This is a genomic window from Streptomyces sp. NPDC086077 (assembly GCF_040686175.1).
GTDB lineage: Bacteria > Actinomycetota > Actinomycetes > Streptomycetales > Streptomycetaceae > Streptomyces.
In genome coordinates this window covers 22,179-37,949 of the sequence record NZ_JBFBJT010000021.1, presented here as the reverse complement: position 1 = coordinate 37,949, position 15,771 = coordinate 22,179, and the positions used below count along the sequence as shown (strand labels likewise).

The 15,771-nt window shown below is 69.2% G+C and carries 12 protein-coding genes; 6 read left to right on the top strand and 6 right to left on the bottom strand.

The window, feature by feature from the left end; genetic code table 11:
• Positions 1 to 119: 119 nt before the first annotated feature.
• The gene (locus AB0O67_RS09180; RefSeq protein WP_365447809.1) at positions 120 to 1,259 is read right to left on the bottom strand and encodes an AI-2E family transporter; all 1,140 of its coding nucleotides are present in this window, start codon (positions 1,257 to 1,259) and stop codon (positions 120 to 122) included.
• A 163-nt stretch (positions 1,260 to 1,422) separates the two neighbouring features.
• Complete coding sequence (locus tag AB0O67_RS09175) at positions 1,423 to 2,424, bottom strand: LacI family DNA-binding transcriptional regulator (RefSeq protein ID WP_365447807.1); 1,002 nt, start codon at positions 2,422 to 2,424, stop codon at positions 1,423 to 1,425.
• Positions 2,425 to 2,661: 237 nt separating this feature from the next.
• On the opposite strand from AB0O67_RS09175, the gene AB0O67_RS09170 reads away from it, so the two are divergent.
• The 5 genes from AB0O67_RS09170 (at position 2,662) to AB0O67_RS09150 (ending at position 11,642) form a co-directional block, all read left to right on the top strand.
• Positions 2,662 to 3,999, top strand: a complete 1,338-nt coding sequence (locus AB0O67_RS09170; RefSeq protein ID WP_365447805.1) for an ABC transporter substrate-binding protein — start codon at positions 2,662 to 2,664, stop codon at positions 3,997 to 3,999.
• Positions 4,000 to 4,006: 7 nt separating this feature from the next.
• The gene (locus tag AB0O67_RS09165; protein ID WP_365447803.1) at positions 4,007 to 4,957 is read left to right on the top strand and encodes a sugar ABC transporter permease; all 951 of its coding nucleotides are present in this window, start codon (positions 4,007 to 4,009) and stop codon (positions 4,955 to 4,957) included.
• 47 nt (positions 4,958 to 5,004) lie between these two features.
• Positions 5,005 to 5,811 carry a carbohydrate ABC transporter permease gene (locus AB0O67_RS09160; protein ID WP_365447864.1) on the top strand — a complete coding sequence of 269 codons (807 nt, stop codon included), beginning with the start codon at positions 5,005 to 5,007 and terminating at the stop codon, positions 5,809 to 5,811.
• A gap of 61 nt (positions 5,812 to 5,872) precedes the next feature.
• Positions 5,873 to 8,602, top strand: coding sequence for an alpha-mannosidase (locus AB0O67_RS09155; protein WP_365447801.1), 2,730 nt, complete (start codon positions 5,873 to 5,875; stop codon positions 8,600 to 8,602).
• A 55-nt stretch (positions 8,603 to 8,657) separates the two neighbouring features.
• Positions 8,658 to 11,642, top strand: a complete 2,985-nt coding sequence (locus AB0O67_RS09150; protein ID WP_365447799.1) for a glycoside hydrolase family 2 TIM barrel-domain containing protein — start codon at positions 8,658 to 8,660, stop codon at positions 11,640 to 11,642.
• Between the two features lie 124 nt (positions 11,643 to 11,766).
• Here the strand turns inward: AB0O67_RS09150 and AB0O67_RS09145 are convergent, their stop codons facing one another.
• The 4 genes from AB0O67_RS09145 to AB0O67_RS09130 all read right to left on the bottom strand — a co-directional run bounded on the left by AB0O67_RS09145 (position 11,767) and on the right by AB0O67_RS09130 (position 14,266).
• A complete protein-coding gene (locus AB0O67_RS09145) occupies positions 11,767 to 12,795 on the bottom strand; it encodes a glycoside hydrolase family 5 protein (protein ID WP_365447862.1) in 1,029 nt (342 codons plus the stop codon).
• A gap of 238 nt (positions 12,796 to 13,033) precedes the next feature.
• Positions 13,034 to 13,573, bottom strand: coding sequence for an MmcQ/YjbR family DNA-binding protein (locus tag AB0O67_RS09140; protein WP_365447797.1), 540 nt, complete (start codon positions 13,571 to 13,573; stop codon positions 13,034 to 13,036).
• A gap of 130 nt (positions 13,574 to 13,703) precedes the next feature.
• Entirely contained in the window at positions 13,704 to 13,853 is a 150-nt protein-coding gene (locus tag AB0O67_RS09135; RefSeq protein ID WP_365447795.1) for a hypothetical protein, read from the bottom strand.
• 269 nt (positions 13,854 to 14,122) lie between these two features.
• A complete protein-coding gene (locus AB0O67_RS09130) occupies positions 14,123 to 14,266 on the bottom strand; it encodes a hypothetical protein (RefSeq protein ID WP_365447793.1) in 144 nt (47 codons plus the stop codon).
• 403 nt (positions 14,267 to 14,669) lie between these two features.
• Between AB0O67_RS09130 and mgrA the strand changes: the two genes are divergently transcribed.
• Positions 14,670 to 15,719, top strand: a complete 1,050-nt coding sequence (mgrA, locus tag AB0O67_RS09125) for an L-glyceraldehyde 3-phosphate reductase (protein ID WP_365447791.1) — start codon at positions 14,670 to 14,672, stop codon at positions 15,717 to 15,719.
• Positions 15,720 to 15,771: the final 52 nt, after the last annotated feature.

Here is a 15,771-nt window from a genome sequence, read left to right as displayed (position 1 = left end):
CGCCGGGGCCACTGAACCAGTGGCGTCGTCCGGGGAACCGCGGACAGTACGCCTCAGCACGCACAAGGGCCCTGCCGGCAACGGCAGGGCCCTTGTCCTTCCGAGCGGGGCGAGGCTCGTCACGTGGCGAGCGGTGCGGCCGCGGGTTCCGGGTCGGTGCCGTGTCCGGGGCCCGGGACACCCACCGGGTCGCACGGCGGCTCGGAGAGCTGCTCCCGTACGTAGTTCCAGACCACCGCGATCAGTGCGGCGGCCGGGACGGCGAGCAGACTGCCCACGATGCCCGCCAGGCTGCCGCCAAGGGTCACCGCGAGCAGGACGACCGCCGCGTGCAGGCCGAGCCCCCGGCTCTGGATCATGGGCTGGAAGACGTTGCCCTCCAACTGCTGAACGACGACGATGATGGCCAGCACCATCAGGGCGTCCGTCAGCCCGTTCGACACCAGGGCGATGAGCACCGCGACGAAGCCCGCGAAGAGGGCGCCGATGATCGGCACGAACGCGCACACGAAGGTGAGCACGGCCAGCGGGAGGACCAGCGGCACGTCCAGGACCCAGAGTCCGATGCCGATGAGGACGGCGTCCAGCAGACCGACCGCCGCCTGGGAGCGGACGAAGGCCCCGAGGGTGTCCCAGCCGCGCTCGGCGACGGCCGGGACGTCGTCCGCGAGGCGCCCGGGGAGCTGGCGCGCGAGCCAGGGCAGGAAGCGCGGCCCGTCCTTGAGGAAGAAGAACATCAGGAAGACGGCGAGAACGGCGGTCACCACCCCGTTGACAACGGTGCCCACACCGGTGGCGAGGGTGGTGACCATGCTGCCGACACTGCTCTGGAGACGGTCGGTCGCGCTGTCCAGGGCGGTGGTGATCTGATCGTCGCCGATGTTCAGCGGCGGGCCCGCGGCCCACTCCCGTACGCGCTGGATGCCCTCTATCACTCCGTCGGTCAGCTCGCCGGACTGCGAGGCGACCGGGACGGCGATGAGCGCCACGGCACCGGCGGCGACCGCGAGGAACAGCACGGTCACCACCGACGCGGCCAGGGCCGGCGGCCAGCCGTGACGACGCAGGAACCGGGCGACGGGCCAGGTCAGCGTCGTGAGGAGCAAGCCGATCACAAGGGGCCAGACGATCGGCCACATCCGGCCGAGAAGCCAGAGCACCACCGCGGTCCCCACGAGGACCAGCAGCAGCTCCGCCGATATGCGCGCCGAGGCACGGAGTGCGGCACGGGTTCTCGCAGGGCTCAATGAGGCAGACATGCGATCACCCTATGCGCCACCACTCCCCTAGGGTCGCCGCGGCCCGCCGATCGTCCGCACGGGTGCCGAGCCCTCCGGACCTGCGGCCGACAGGTGCCGTGCCGGAGGGACTTGGCGGGCCGCGGCACCGACTTGACGGGCGGTCAGCCGGGCAGGACGCCGGTCACGCCGACTCACGCCGCCGCAGCTGCGCCCTCACCACCAGTTCGTCCCCGCTCAGCGGGCCGCTCCTGGTCAGCAGGCGGGCCGTCTGTTCGACCGCGAGCGCGCCCAGCTGCCTTGTGTCCAGGGCCACGGTGGACAGGGGCGGCTCGACCAGTTCTCCGAGCTGGAGGCCGTCGAAGCCGATCACGGCGAGGTCCTGGGGCACCGTACGCCCGAGCCGGCGCGCGGCGCGCAGCGCTCCTATGGCGATGATGTCGTTGAACGTGAACACGGCGGTCACGTCGGGATGGGCGGCGAGGAGCTCCTTCAGCGCGTGCTCCCCGCCCTCCACGCTCTGGTCCGCGCGGCTCACCGACCCGGCGTCCAGTCCACAGGCGGCCATGGCGCCCGCGAACCACTCGTGGCGGATGCTCGGCTCGGAACGGCCCGCGTGATCGAGCATGCCGATGCGCCGGTGGCCCGACTCGACCAGGTACCTGATCGCCGCGTGCACGCCTTCCTGACCGTCGATCCGGATCGCGCTGAACCGCTCGGCGTCGTGCTCGCGGTCGATGAGCACCACGGGCAGCCCTCGGGTCAGCTTGTCGATCTCGGCCTCGGTCTGGCTCAGGTATCCCACGACGGCGTCCACCTGCGAGGCGATCACCTCGAGCGTGCCCCGCTCCTCCTCGATGCGGTCCCCCGTGTCGTACACGACGACATGCCAGCCACGCGCCCGCGCCGCGTCCAGCGCGGCGGCGGCGACCTCCGTGAAGAAGGGGTTGAGCAGATCGGGGATCACGAGCCCGACACTGATCGTGTCCTGCCGGACCAGCCCCCTGGCGAACCGGCTGGGCCGGTACCCCAGCTCCAGGGCCGCATCGAGGACGCGCTGCTTGGTGGAGTCCCCGATCTCGTCCTTGTCGTTGAGCGCCCGTGACACGGTCTGCCGCGACACCCCTGCGGACCGGGCCACATCGTCGATCGTCACCCTGCGAGGGCCCGTCCCCGACGCCGCCATCACTCACCTCCGCCTAGTTGTCGATGCCGGTGCGTCGATTCCTTGACACCCGGCCGCACCGAAGCGCACACTCCCAATCACTTCGCAACAACTCCCCCGTCACCCCGCCGTTACCGCTCCCGTGAGCGCTCACGTTACCGCTCACGGAACCTGATTCCAACCAGAAGGCATCACGCCTCAGGTGTCAACGTCGACCCGCCTAGCACTCGCCGCTAGTCGCTCTCTGGAACGGAAGATATGAGCAGGACAGTCACACACACCCGCCTCGCCGTCGTCGCCGCGGCAGCAGCAGGCATCACCGTACTCGCCGGGTGTTCCTCATCCCCCTCGTCCGACAACGCCTCCGCGGGCTCCTGCGAGCCCGCGAAGGGGAAGGTCACGCTCCAGTACTGGAACACCGTTCCGGGCATGGACAAGGTTGTCGACCTGTGGAACACGAAGAACCCGAACATCCAGGTCGAGACGAAGAACATCTCCAACGACCAGTACGGCGCCATCGGCAACGCACTCAAGGCGGGCAAGGCACCTGACCTCGCACAGGTCGGCTACGACCAGCTCCCCAACCTGCGCACCCAGGACGCGTTCGTCGACGCGTCGGCCTGCGCGGACGCCACCGCGGCCAAGTCCAAGTTCGTTCCGTGGACGTGGTCGCAGTCCAGCTTCGGCGACACCGGTGTGTTCGCCCTCCCGCAGGACACCGGCCCGATGGCCCTGTACGTGCGCAGCGACATCTTCGAGAAGTACGACGTCGCGATCCCCAAGACCTGGGACGAGTACGCCGCGGCCGCCGAGAAGCTGCACAAGGCGGACTCCGACCTCACCATCACGTACTTCGACCCGAACAACGCCGAGTGGTTCAACGGGCTGCTCTGGCAGAACAACGCCAACATGTACGCCTACGCCGACGACAAGTGGCACGTCACGGTCGAGTCGGAGCAGAGCGAGCAGGTCGCGAACTACTGGCAGGACCTGATCTCCGACGACGCGGTCCGCACCGACCTCGCCCACGGCTCCACCCAGATGTACGCCGCATACCAGAAGGACCAGATCGCCAGCTACATCGGCGCGGCCTGGGGCTACAGCATGTTCCGCGACAACCTGCCCAAGCAGGCCGGCAAGTGGACGATCGTCCCGATGCCGACCTGGGGCGCGAACGGCACGTCCGGCAACTGGGGCGGATCGACCGTCGCGTTCATGAAGGGCAGCAAGCACCTGTACGAGTCGGTCAAGTTCAACACGTGGCTGAACACCGACCCCGAGGCGCTCGCCCTGGAGAACGAGCTGGGCGGCCTCTACCCGGCGGCCACCGCGGGGCTGGAGCTTCCGGCGCTGTCCAAGGGCGTGCCGTACTACAACAACCAGAAGATATTCGACGTCTTCGCCGAGTCGTCCAAGCAGGTCGACACCAGCTTCACCTGGGGTCCCACACAGAAGACGGTGAACCTGGCGCTTCAGGACGCCATGGCGAAGGCGGCGGCCGGTGACGGCAAGCTCACCGACGCGCTCGCGGCCGCCCAGGAGGCGGCACTGAAGTCGATGCAGGACCAGGCGATCCCGGCCACGGCGGGCAAGTGACCGCAGCATGACCGACATCGCAACCCGCGCGACCCGCGCGGTGGAGTCGTCCAAGGGCCGTCGCCGTCGTCTCAACGGCGGCGGCCCCCGGGCGGGCACCGTCGTCGCCTTCCTGATCCCCTTCTTCCTCCCGTTCGTGCTGTTCTACCTGGTGCCGGTGGGTTACGCGCTCTGGCAGAGCGTCCGCGTCGTGCGGCGCACCGGCGGCCAGTACGGCACGTCGTACACGACCTTCGGGGGTTTCGAGCAGTACGCGGAGGTCTTCCAGAACAGCGAGTTCTGGGCCAGCATCGGGCGCATCGGACTGTTCGGCGTCGTGCAGGTGCCGGTCATGCTGTTCGTCGCGCTGGTCATGGCGCTGCTCCTGGACACTCCGCTGCTGCGGCTCAAGTCCTTCTTCCGGATCACGGCGTTCATGCCGTACGCCGTGCCCGGAGTCATCGCCGCGATCATGTGGTCGTATCTCTACTCGCCGCAGCTCAGCCCCGTTGTCGACCTGTTGAAGGGCATAGGTCTCGAGCCCGATTTCCTCGGTCCCGGTGCCGTGTTGTGGTCGGCGGCGAACGTGTCCACGTGGCTGTGGACCGGCTACAACATGCTGATCATGTACGCGGCGCTGCAGTCGATACCGCAGGAGCTCTACGAGGCCGCCAAGATCGACGGCGCGAGCAACTGGACGATCGCCTGGCGGGTCAAGGTTCCGATCATCGCCCCGTCGATCGTCCTGACCACCGTGTTCTCGATCATCGGCACCCTGCAGCTCTACGCCGAGCCGGCCGTGCTGCGCCAGATCTCCTCGAACATCTCCAGCACGTTCACACCGAACATGCTCGCCTACGCGGTGGCGTCCGGGAACAACTATCAGCAGGCCGCGGCGATCTCGGTGGTCATCGCCGTCATCACCTTCGTCCTGAGCTTCGGTTTCATGCGACTGACTTCGAAGAAGGCGGGCCTGTGAGCAACCAACCCGCGATCCGCGAGAGCCGCGTCAGCCGCACGGCCGTCATGGCTCTGATGTTCCTGCTGGCCATCTACTTCCTGCTGCCGGTCTACTTCCTGATCGTCGCGGCGACGAAGCCACAGGGTGACCTCGCCTCCACCAACGGGCTGGCGTTCTCGGACTTCAACCTGTTCGAGAATCTGCGGGTCCTGTTCACCCGCAGCGACGGCATCTTCGGGCGGTGGGCCGTGAACACCGTCATCTACGCGGTGCTGGGCGCAGCCGTCGGCACCCTGATCTCCGCGCTGTGCGGCTACGCACTCGCCAAGTTCCAGTTCCGGGGCCGTGAGTTCCTGTTCTCGGTCATCCTCGGCGGTGTGCTGGTGCCCACCACCGCGCTCGCGCTCCCGCTGTTCCTGCTGTTCTCGGCGACCGGACTCGTCAACACCTACCTCGCGGTGTTCCTGCCCAGCATCGTCAGCCCGTTCGGTGTCTACCTCGCGCGTATCTTCGCCAACGCCGCCGTCCCTCAGGAACTCATCGAGTCGGCGCGCCTCGACGGCGCGGGAGAGTTCCGTACGTTCTTCTCGGTGGCGTTCAAGCTGATGACGCCGGCACTGGTGACCATCTTCCTGTTCCAGTTCGTCGCCATCTGGAACAACTTCTTCCTGCCGATGGTGATGCTCCAGAAGGAATCACTCTTCCCGATCACGCTCGGCCTCTACCAGTGGAACGGCCAGACCGCCCGCGCCCCGCTGCTGCAGCAGTCGGTGATCACGGGCTCGCTGGTGTCGATCGTGCCCGTGATCATCGTGTTCATCCTCCTCCAGCGGTTCTGGCGCACCGGGCTGGCCGCCGGATCCCTCAAGTAGTCACGTCAGCGCTCCGCGTTCACCCTCCCCCCCCCCGCAAGCACAGAAGGTCGCCATCGCCATGCAGAACTCCGCCGTCTTCGTGCCCCATTTCCACTGGGACCGTGAGTGGTACGAGCCCTTCCAGGTGTTCCGGCACCGGCTCGTCGCCGCCCTCGACACCGTGCTGGAGACGGCCGAGGCGAACCCGGACTTCCGGTTCACCGTCGACGGTCAGATGGCCGCGGTCGAGGACTATCTGGAGATGCGACCGGAGAACCGGGATCGCGTCGTGGCCCTGGTCCGCGAGGGCAGACTCGCCGTCGGACCGTGGCTGATCCTGCTCGACGAGTTCCTCTGCTCCGGTGAGACCATCGTGCGTAACCTCCAGATGGGCTGGGCGGCCGCGGAGGCCCTCGGCGGTGCGATGCCCATCGGCTATCTGCCCGACATGTTCGGCCATGTCGCGCAGATGCCGCAGATCCTTGCGCGCGCCGGGATCGAGCACGCCGCGCTGTGGCGCGGTGTGCCCGGCTCCGTCGACGGCCATGCCTTCCGCTGGCGCGCCCCCGACGGCTCCGAGGTGCGTACGGAGTTCCTCTTCGACGGCTACGACAACGGCCTCGACGTCCTGCTGGTCCCGGACCAGATCGGCCGCGCGCTCGGCGAGTACGCCGAGATGACGGCCGAGCGCTGGGGTGGCGATCCGGTGCTGGCCATGGCCGGCACCGACCACAACGCGCCCGACCCACGCCTGGCGGCCTGGCTGCGGCAGGCGTCCGGCGAGGAGCGCGCCATCAGCATCGCGACGCTCGACGAGTACATCCGGGGGCACGTGCGGGACGAGGTGACCGCCGTCGTCACCGGTGAACTGCGCAGCCATGTGCGCGGCAACATCCTCCCGGGCGTGCTGTCCGTGCGGCTCGGGCTCAAGCAGCGGATGGCCGTCGCCGAGCGCACCGTCGACCACGCCGAGCGGGTCAACGCCCTGTGGTCCCGGCGCGACGACTCGCCGTTCCTCTCGCTGGCATGGCACAAGATCATCGAATCGACGGCACACGACTCGGTGGTCGGCTCGGGCACCGACGAGACCTGCGACCAGGTCGAGGCGCGGCTCGCCGAAGCCGCGCAGGCGGCACGAGCCGTACGGGACGCGGCGCTCGCCGAGCCCGCCGCCCTCGTACCGAGCGACAGCCACCTGGTGGCCAACCCGCTGCCCTCGGCGCGCACCGCGCTGGTCGAGGTGGATGTCGTCGCCCCGCCGGAGGGGACCACGCTGGTCGCGACCGCCTCCGACGGCTCCGAGCAACCCGTGCAGTTGATCTCCCAGGCCCCGACCGTGCTCAGCGACGAGCGGATGGACGCGTCGCAACTGGAGCGGGTGCTGCGTCGCATCCACCGCCGTGAGCTCTTCGGCCTGCTGATCGACCGCTACGAACTGACCGCGGGCGCGCTGGTCTTCCACCTCGCCGAGGTGCCGTCAAGTGGACCCTTCGATCTGCTGATCCTGCGCCGCGAGGTCGCCGCCGCGGCCGCCGCGCACCCGGGTGAATGGCAGGTACGGACGCTGGCGGAGGCCCGCGCCACCGCCCTGGTGCCCGTGCAGGTCCCCGCCTGCGGGCTGACGAGTTTCCGGGTCGAGGCGACCGACCGGCCCGCCGCCCCGGCCGTGCGTCTCATGCCCGCCGCGGGGACGGCCGGCACGCTGTCGAACGGCCTGGTCGAGGTCGCGGTCGCCGCCGACGGGACCCTGGACGTGACCGGGGTCGACGGCGCCGCCCTGAGTGGAGTCGGCCGGCTCGTGGACGGCGGTGACCGCGGCGACAGCTACAACTACGCGCCCCCGGCACGGGACGTGCTCGTGTCGGAGCCGGCGCATGTCACCGTCGAACTCCTGGAGAGCGGCCCGCTGCGTTCCCGGCTGCGTGTCACCCGGGTCTACGACTGGCCCGTGGCGCTCTCCTCCGACCGTGACCTGCGCAGCGACCGGACCGTGCCGACGCCGGTGGAGATGCTGGTGGAGGTACGCGCGGGTGAGCCGTTCGTCCGGATCACCACGTCCTTCCTGAACCAGTGCGCCGACCACCGGCTGCGCTTCCATGTGCCGCTGCCCGAGCCCGTCGACACGTCCGCCTCCGCCGGGCAGTTCGCCGTCACCGAGCGTGGGCTCACCGCCGAGGGCGGCTGGGGCGAGTACCCGCTCCCCACCTTCCCCGCGAGTGCGTTCGTGTCGGCCGGAGCCGCCAACGTCCTGCTCGACCACTCCAGTGAGTACGAACTCGTCGACGAGGGCTCCGCACTCGCCATCACAATTCTGCGCGCGATCGGATCGATCAGCGTCAACATCCACCCTCTCCGCGACGAGCCCGCGGCGAGCGAGATCCCCGCACCGGGCGCGCAGGATCTCGGCATGCGGATCGAGAACCGCTTCGCCGTCGTGCCGGCGGCAAGCGGCTGGCAGGGGGGCAACGTGGTCGCCCTCGCCGAGGAGTTCCGCAACGACGTGCTGGTCACGCGGGGGACCGCACCCACCGCGGGCCAGTTGCCCCCCGAGGCGAGTGGCGTGCGGGTGGACGGCAGCGACGTCTTCGTCTCCAGCATCCGCCGTGTCACCGACGACGAGCGCGGGGCCGGCACCGAGGTCCGGATGGCCGCGATGAGCGACACCACGTCGACCGTCCGCGTGACCGGCGCGTTCACCGAGGCCACCACGGTCGACCTGCTTGGTCGGCCGCTGTCTTGGACGTCCATGCGGGACGGGCTCGACCTCGTCCTCGGTCCATGGGAGATCCGAACCGTCGTGCTGCGGTAGCCACTCCCCACGGCAGAACGACCTTCCCCCTCGCCACCACGAAAGTTGTGACTCCTTGTCATCCGAGCTTTCCGCGTACGTTTCGGACACCACCCCCGCGCGTGGCGCGCTGCGCCCGGCCCGCTCGTGGCTGCACTCCGACGCACCCTCACGTTCCCTTAACGGGCCTTGGCGCTTTCGTCACTCGCCCGTGGCCTCCGTGGCGGAGGACTTCGCGACCGAGGACTTCGACGACCTCGGCTGGGACAGCATCGCGGTGCCCTCGCACTGGGTGCTCCAGGGCGACGGGGCCTACGGCCGGCCGATCTACACGAACATCCAGTTCCCGTTCCCGATCGACCCGCCCCACGTCCCGGACGAGAACCCCACCGGCGACTACCGCCGTCACTTCGACATCCCCGCCGACTGGTCGGACTGCGAGCGCATCGTGCTGCGGTTCGACGGTGTCGAGTCCCTCTTCAAGGTGTGGGTCAACGGGATCGAGATCGGCAGTGCCAGTGGCAGCCGGCTGGCTCACGAGTTCGACGTCACGTCCGCGGTCCGCACGGGCGACAACGTCGTCGCCGTGCGGGTGCACCAGTGGTCGGCGGCGAGTTACGTCGAGGACCAGGACCAGTGGTGGCTGCCGGGCATCTTCCGCGACGTCACCCTGCTCGCCCGGCCGGCCGGAGGCATCGAGGACGTCTGGCTGCGGACCGGTTTCGACGACGGCCGCGGACGCGTCGTCCCCGAGGTCACCGCGGACGCGACGGCGTTCCCCGTCACCCTGCGCATCCCCGAACTCGGCATCGAGCGGGTCTGGGCGACGGCGGACGACGTCGTCCCTGTGGACGTCGCCGAGGTGGAGCCCTGGTCGGCCGAGCGGCCGCGTCTGTACGACGTCACCGTGTCGACGGCCGCGGAGAGGATCGCCCTGCGGGTGGGATTCCGTACGGTCGAGATCCGCGGCGATCGCTTCCTGGTGAACGGCCGCCGCGTCGTGTTCCACGGAGTCAACCGCCACGAGACCCATCCCGAGCGCGGCCGGGTCTTCGACGAGGAACACGCCCGCGAGGACCTTGCGCGCATGAAGCGGTTCAACGTCAACGCGATCCGCACCAGTCACTACCCCCCGCATCCGCGGTTGCTGGACCTCGCCGACGAACTCGGTTTCTGGGTCGTCCTCGAATGCGATCTGGAGACGCACGGCTTCGACAAGGTCGACTGGGTCGGCAATCCGAGCGACGACCCCGCGTGGCGCGCGGCATACCTCGACCGCATCCAGCGCACCGTCGAACGCGACAAGAACCATCCCAGCATCGTCATCTGGTCGCTGGGCAACGAAGCGGGAACCGGCAGCAACCTCGCCGCCATGTCGGCCTGGGTCCACGCCCGCGACGCGGAACGCCCCGTGCACTACGAGGGTGACTACACCGGCGAGTACACCGACCTCTACTCACGCATGTACGCCTCGGTACCGGAGACCGCGGGGATCGGCACCGACGGCGCACACTCCGTGCTCTTCAACTGCACCCCCGCACAGAGCGCACGGCAGCGCTCCAAGCCGTTCCTGCTGTGCGAGTACGCCCACGCGATGGGCAACGGCCCGGGAGCACTCGACCAGTACGAAGCGCTGGTGCATACGCATCCGCGGCTGCACGGCGGGTTCGTCTGGGAGTGGCGCGACCACGGCATCCTCGCCACGACACCCGACGGCACGCCGTACTACGCCTACGGCGGCGACTTCGGAGAGGTCGTGCACGACGGCAACTTCGTCATGGACGGGATGCTGTTGAGCAGCGACGACCCGACGCCCAGCCTGCACGAGTTCAAGGCCGTCGTGCAGCCGCTCCGTTTCGGCTTCGACACCGACGAACTCACGATCACCAACCTGCGGCACTCGGCCGACACCTCCGACCTGCGCTTCCGCTGGCGCGTCGAGCACGACGGAACACTCGTGGACTCCGGGGAACTGGACGTGCCCGCCGTCACGGCGGGCGAGTCAGCAGTGGTGCGGCTGCCACGGATCGTGGCGGCCCCGCACGCCGAGACCTGGCTCACGGTCGACGCGGTGCTGGCGGAGGCGGGTGACTGGGCACCGGAAGGGCATGTGATCGCGACCGCCCAACAGGACCGCTCAGCACGTTCCGTCGTGCCCGCGGTCCGGCCGCGGAGCGACTGGCGGCCGGGCGACGGCACACTGACACTCGGCATCGCCGACTTCGCCGGAGGATCGCTGGTCCGTCTGGCCGGCCGTGCCGTGACCGGGCCGCGACTGCAGTTGTTCCGCGCGCCGACCGACAACGACGCGAGTCCCTCCGAGGGAGTCGAGAACAGCGACGCCGGCACGGCCGAGGTGTCCGACGCCGACCTGTGGCGTCGCGACGGTCTCGACCGGCTGATCACCCGGCGCGTCTCGGTGGACCAGGCCGCGGGCGCCCTGCGTACCGTCGACAGGGTCTCCGCGGCGAACTCCGCCCTGTCGGTGACGGTCGAGTCCGTCTGGTCGCTCGAAGACGGCGAACTGGAACTGCGCGTGGAGATCGAGCCTTCGAGCGGCTGGCGGACGGTGTGGCCCCGGATCGGAATCGGCTTCGAACTGCCCGATGGCGCGGCTCCGGTGGACGGCGCCGAGTGGTTCGGTCTGGGCCCCCTGGAGTCCTACCCGGACAGCCTGCGCGCGGCCCGCACCGGCCGGTTCTCCTCCACCGTCGGTGACCTCTCGGTGGACTACGCACGTCCCCAGGAGACCGGGCACCGCTCCCAGCTACGGTCGCTGACGCTGACGAGTGCGTCCGCCGAGGTGCTGCGGGTGGCGACCATCCCCGACGTGCACGGCCGTCGCCCCGGCTTCACTCTCAGCCGCCACACCCCGCAGCAGATCGCCCGCGCGGGGCATCCCTTCGAACTCCCCGACTCCGCGACGACCCATCTGATCATCGACGCGGCCCAGCACGGACTCGGCTCACGTGCCTGCGGCCCGGACGTGGCGCCCGAGTTCGTGCTGCGCCCCGAGGCACGCACCATCAGGCTTCGCATGGCGGCCGGGGGAGAGGCCTGACCGGAGTCTCGGGGCGCCCTCGGTGCCACAGGCGTCGCCGTGTGCCGCGTCGCCCGACACCAGGTGCTCGGGCGTCACCCTGTCCTCGGAAGGGCGACGCCCGAGCGGGAGGCGGAGTCAGGAGTCAGCCGACCGGGAAGGTGTCGGGAGTCCTGATGCGCTCACGAATCCATACGCCGGCGGGCTTCAGAGGTGCGGTGCCGACCCAGGAGCCGGGGTTGTCGCAGGTACCGGTCTTGAAGACGGCTCCGGTGCGGTGATCGTCGGAGAAGTTCCAGTTCGTCCAGCTGATCTTCTTGTTCGCCATCAGGTCGAGGTAACGCTGCGACATGGCGAAGTCGTTGTTGCCCTCACCGGCGTAGTTCTGGGTGCCGAACTCCGTGACGAAGACCGGGAGCGCGTCAGCGGCACGGGAGAGGGTGGCCAGGTACTCGTCGCGGTGCGAGTCGGCGTAGAAGTGGAAGGTGTACATGATGTTCGACGCCCTGACCGGGTTGTTCACCACCTCGGACTCGCCCGCGCCCTCGGAGACACCGAACGAGGACCAGGCACGTGTCCCGACCAGTACGGGGGCGTCGGAGTCGATGTTCCGGATCGTCGGGATGATCTGTTCCGCGTAGCTCTTGATCCGGGACCAGCTCACGCCGCTGGGCTCGTTGGCGATCTCGTAGAGGATGTTGTTCTTGGCCTTGTTGCGGTTGGCTATGTCGGTGAAGAACTTCCGCGCGTTGCTCAGGTTGGCGTGGGGGTCGCCCGGGGTGAGCATGTGCCAGTCGACGATCACGTACATGCCGCGATCGGTCGCCTGCTGGATCAGGGAGTTGGCGAGGTTGGTGAAGTGCGTGGGGTTCGTTTCGTACCCGCCCTCCTGCACATAGGTCGAGACCCGCAGGACGTCGGCCTTCCAGTCCTGGGCCAGGGCGTCGAGGGACCCGCTGGTCAGACAGTGCGGGTACCACTGGGTGCCGTGGGTGCTCATGCCGCGCAGCTGGATCGGGTTCCCGCGGCTGTTGCAGAGCTTGGTGCCGCAGACCCTCAGCTGTCCGTTGAGGGAGACCGGCGTGTCCGCCGCGGCCCGGGCGTCTGTGGTGGTCCGCGCGGTGGCATCCCCGGAGGTCGACCGGCCGGCCGGTTCAGCCGACTGATGCGACATCGCGCGGGCGGGGGCGGCGGGGACGACGGCCGTGGTCAGCAGCAGCGCACCGCCGATCACGGCTGCCACCGCAGCCGGGGATAACAGCTTGAGCCTCAGTTTCACCTGAACTCCGTCCATTGGCGTGACCGATAGGAAACTTTCCTAACTTGATGGAAGCAGGTGCTTTCCCGTTGCGGCAAGGGTGCTGTCGGCACCCGTCATCCACAGGGGTTCACGTGGGTGGACGTGCGGTGTGTCACCCCCGGAAGGCGAGCCCCCGCTCCTGCAGTGCCCCCGCCAGGATGCGCACGGCCTTCGGGCCGACACCGTGCAGCGCCAGCAGCTCCGCCTGCGTGCGCTGCGCCACCTGCTCCAGCGTCGCCAGCCCCGCGCCGAGCAGGGCCCGGGTGGCCGGCATGCCGATGCCGGCGGGCAGGTCGACGCCGGGGCTGCCGGCCGACGCCTCGGCGTCCGCCAGCGACGCCGCGAGACGCTTCGGGGCACGGCTGAACCACGACGCCCTGACCAAGGCGTTCAGGTCCTTGCCAGTGATGTCGGCCAGCGGCACGCGGACCCCGATCGGCGTGCCCATGCGGACCAGTCGCTCACCGCTCGGGTGTGCGGCAACGGCGGTCTCGGCCCCGCTGTCCGGAAGGTGGAGCTGGACCTGGCCGTCCTTCGTGACCGAGGCGAATCCCTTGCCCCGCACCGAGAAGGCGACCATGCCGAAGTGGGTGCCCTCCTCGACCTCCGGTAGGGCCAGTGCGGCCTTGCGCAGTTGAGCCACGGTAGTCATGGGCCGAGTCTCACACATCGGTCCGGCCGGGCAGCGGCTCGGTGCACTCGCACCTGGCCACCCCCGGATCGGCTCACACGTTCGACATAGTCGAGCCCCCGCATGAGGTTCGCGCGGGGGCTCGGACGAGTCACGTGGAGACCGGGTCTTCCGGTAGGTCCTCCAGGTCCTCCTCCGCCGGCGGAGTCTTCGGTGGCGGGAACACGAGGTCCTCGAAGGCCTCCATCGCTAGAAGAAGTAACAGTAGTAGGGCTGGGACAAGCAACGCGATCAAGACCACGGCACCTCCCAGGGGGGAGAGTGGGCGGCTTTCTCAGGGCGGCTACGTCGGCTCAAGTCTGCATCCGAATGGAGTAGCGCGCATGTCGATCACGTTGCCGCCGCCCATGGCGCCGGCAACCGCGACGTCAGAACCGCCACGCGTTCAGTCGCCGTGCTTGTCGTCCTCGCGCGGCTGTCTCCGGGCCTCGCGCACGAGCACGACGGCCACGCCGGCGGCGGCAAGCAGAAACAGCACCGGGAACACCAGACCTACCCACCGGCCGGCGCTCACCGCTCCGACTCCCCGCACGGTACCGAACGGGCGTGGTCGCCACCGGCTCGCCGTACGCCGTCGTCCCCCGCGACGTGGGCGGGCTTGAGTGCGGCGGCGATCCTCCGGAAGAGCTCCAAGGCGGTCGTGTCCACGCTCACGGCGCTGAGTTCGAGGGATTCCGGGAGGCGGCCGCGCTCCAGCCGGGCCGGGTCACGGTCTAAGTCGGGGTTCGGGCAGTGGTTCATCGGCAGAGCCTCCGGGCCGGTGCGGGCTTGACGGCATCGAGGAAGTCGGTTCCTGGCGTCAACGCCCGTGCTGAACAGGGTTCCCCCTTCGGACCGGAGAACGCGGGAAAGGTGACCTTGGGCACGGTGACGTGCGGACCGGACGCGGACACCTGGACCGCCCACGGCCGACGTCGGCTGACCGGCGATTGAGAAACGGGAGCGCACAGTGTGATGGACGAGACGTGTTGGACTTCGCCATCGAGGTGACGCAAGGTGGTAACCGCCCCCTGATCAGGGCGTTCGCCCCTGCCGGCTCACCTTGGAGACGCTCCTCATGACCACCTATGCCGCAGACCCCAGCCGCTACGACGGCGCCATGCGCTACCGGCGGACCGGCCGCTCGGGCCTCGACCTCCCGGCCCTGTCACTTGGCTACTGGCACAACTTCGGTGACGACAAGCCGTTCGAGACCCAGCGTCAGATCGCGCTGCGCGCCTTCGACCTCGGCATCACCCACCACGACCTCGCCAACAACTACGGCCCGCCCTACGGTGCCGCCGAACTGAACTTCGGCAAGCTCATGCGGCAGGATCTGCGGCCCTACCGTGACGAGCTGATCGTCTCCACCAAGGCCGGCTGGGACATGTGGCCCGGCCCCTACGGCCAAGGCGGCGGCTCACGCAAGTACGTCCTCGCCTCGCTCGACCAGTCGCTGACGCGGATGGGACTGGAGTACGTCGACATCTTCTACTCCCACCGGCTGGACGCCACCACGCCGCTGGAGGAGACGATGACCGCGCTCGACACCGCGGTCCGGCAGGGCAAAGCCCTCTACGTCGGCATCTCCTCCTACGACGCCGAGCGCACCCGGCAGGCCGCCGCGATCCTGCGCGAGCTGGGCACCCCGCTCCTCATCCACCAGCCCTCCTACAACATGCTCAACCGGTGGATCGAGACCGACGGCCTGCTCGACGTCGCGGCCGAGGAAGGTTTCGGCGTCATCGGCTTCACCGCCCTTGCCCAGGGCCTGCTCACCGGGCGCTATCTCGACGGCATTCCCGACGACTCCCGGGCCAGCCAGGACAAGTCCTTCGACTCGGGCTGGCTCACCGACGACACCCTCCGGCGTCTGCGCGCCCTGAACGACATCGCCGCCCGTCGCGGCCAGAGCCTGGCCCAGATGGCCCTGGCCTGGGCGCTGCGCGACGAACGAGTCACCTCCCTCGTCATCGGCGCCTCCCGGGTCGAGCAGCTGGAACAGAACGTCGCCGCGCTGGACAACCTCTCCTTCACCGACGAGGAACTCACCGAGATCGACGAACACGCCCTCATCTCCGGCAGCGTGGACCTGTGGCAGCAGGCCCGCACCGGCACCTTGAGCTGACCGCCGCCCCCGCACCGCGATGCCCTCGCCGAACGGCCCGGCACCGCCCCAC

Coding starts and splice junctions, on each gene's coding strand:
- AB0O67_RS09160 (WP_365447864.1), top strand. CDS start 5,005: ATGGCTCTGATGTTCCTGCTGGCCATCTACTTCCTGCTGCCGGTCTAC.
- mgrA (WP_365447791.1), top strand. CDS start 14,670: ATGACCACCTATGCCGCAGACCCCAGCCGCTACGACGGCGCCATGCGC.
- AB0O67_RS09140 (WP_365447797.1), bottom strand. CDS start 13,573: ATGACTACCGTGGCTCAACTGCGCAAGGCCGCACTGGCCCTACCGGAG.
- AB0O67_RS09180 (WP_365447809.1), bottom strand. CDS start 1,259: ATGTCTGCCTCATTGAGCCCTGCGAGAACCCGTGCCGCACTCCGTGCC.
- AB0O67_RS09170 (WP_365447805.1), top strand. CDS start 2,662: ATGAGCAGGACAGTCACACACACCCGCCTCGCCGTCGTCGCCGCGGCA.
- AB0O67_RS09175 (WP_365447807.1), bottom strand. CDS start 2,424: ATGGCGGCGTCGGGGACGGGCCCTCGCAGGGTGACGATCGACGATGTG.
- AB0O67_RS09165 (WP_365447803.1), top strand. CDS start 4,007: ATGACCGACATCGCAACCCGCGCGACCCGCGCGGTGGAGTCGTCCAAG.
- AB0O67_RS09155 (WP_365447801.1), top strand. CDS start 5,873: ATGCAGAACTCCGCCGTCTTCGTGCCCCATTTCCACTGGGACCGTGAG.
- AB0O67_RS09145 (WP_365447862.1), bottom strand. CDS start 12,795: ATGTCGCATCAGTCGGCTGAACCGGCCGGCCGGTCGACCTCCGGGGAT.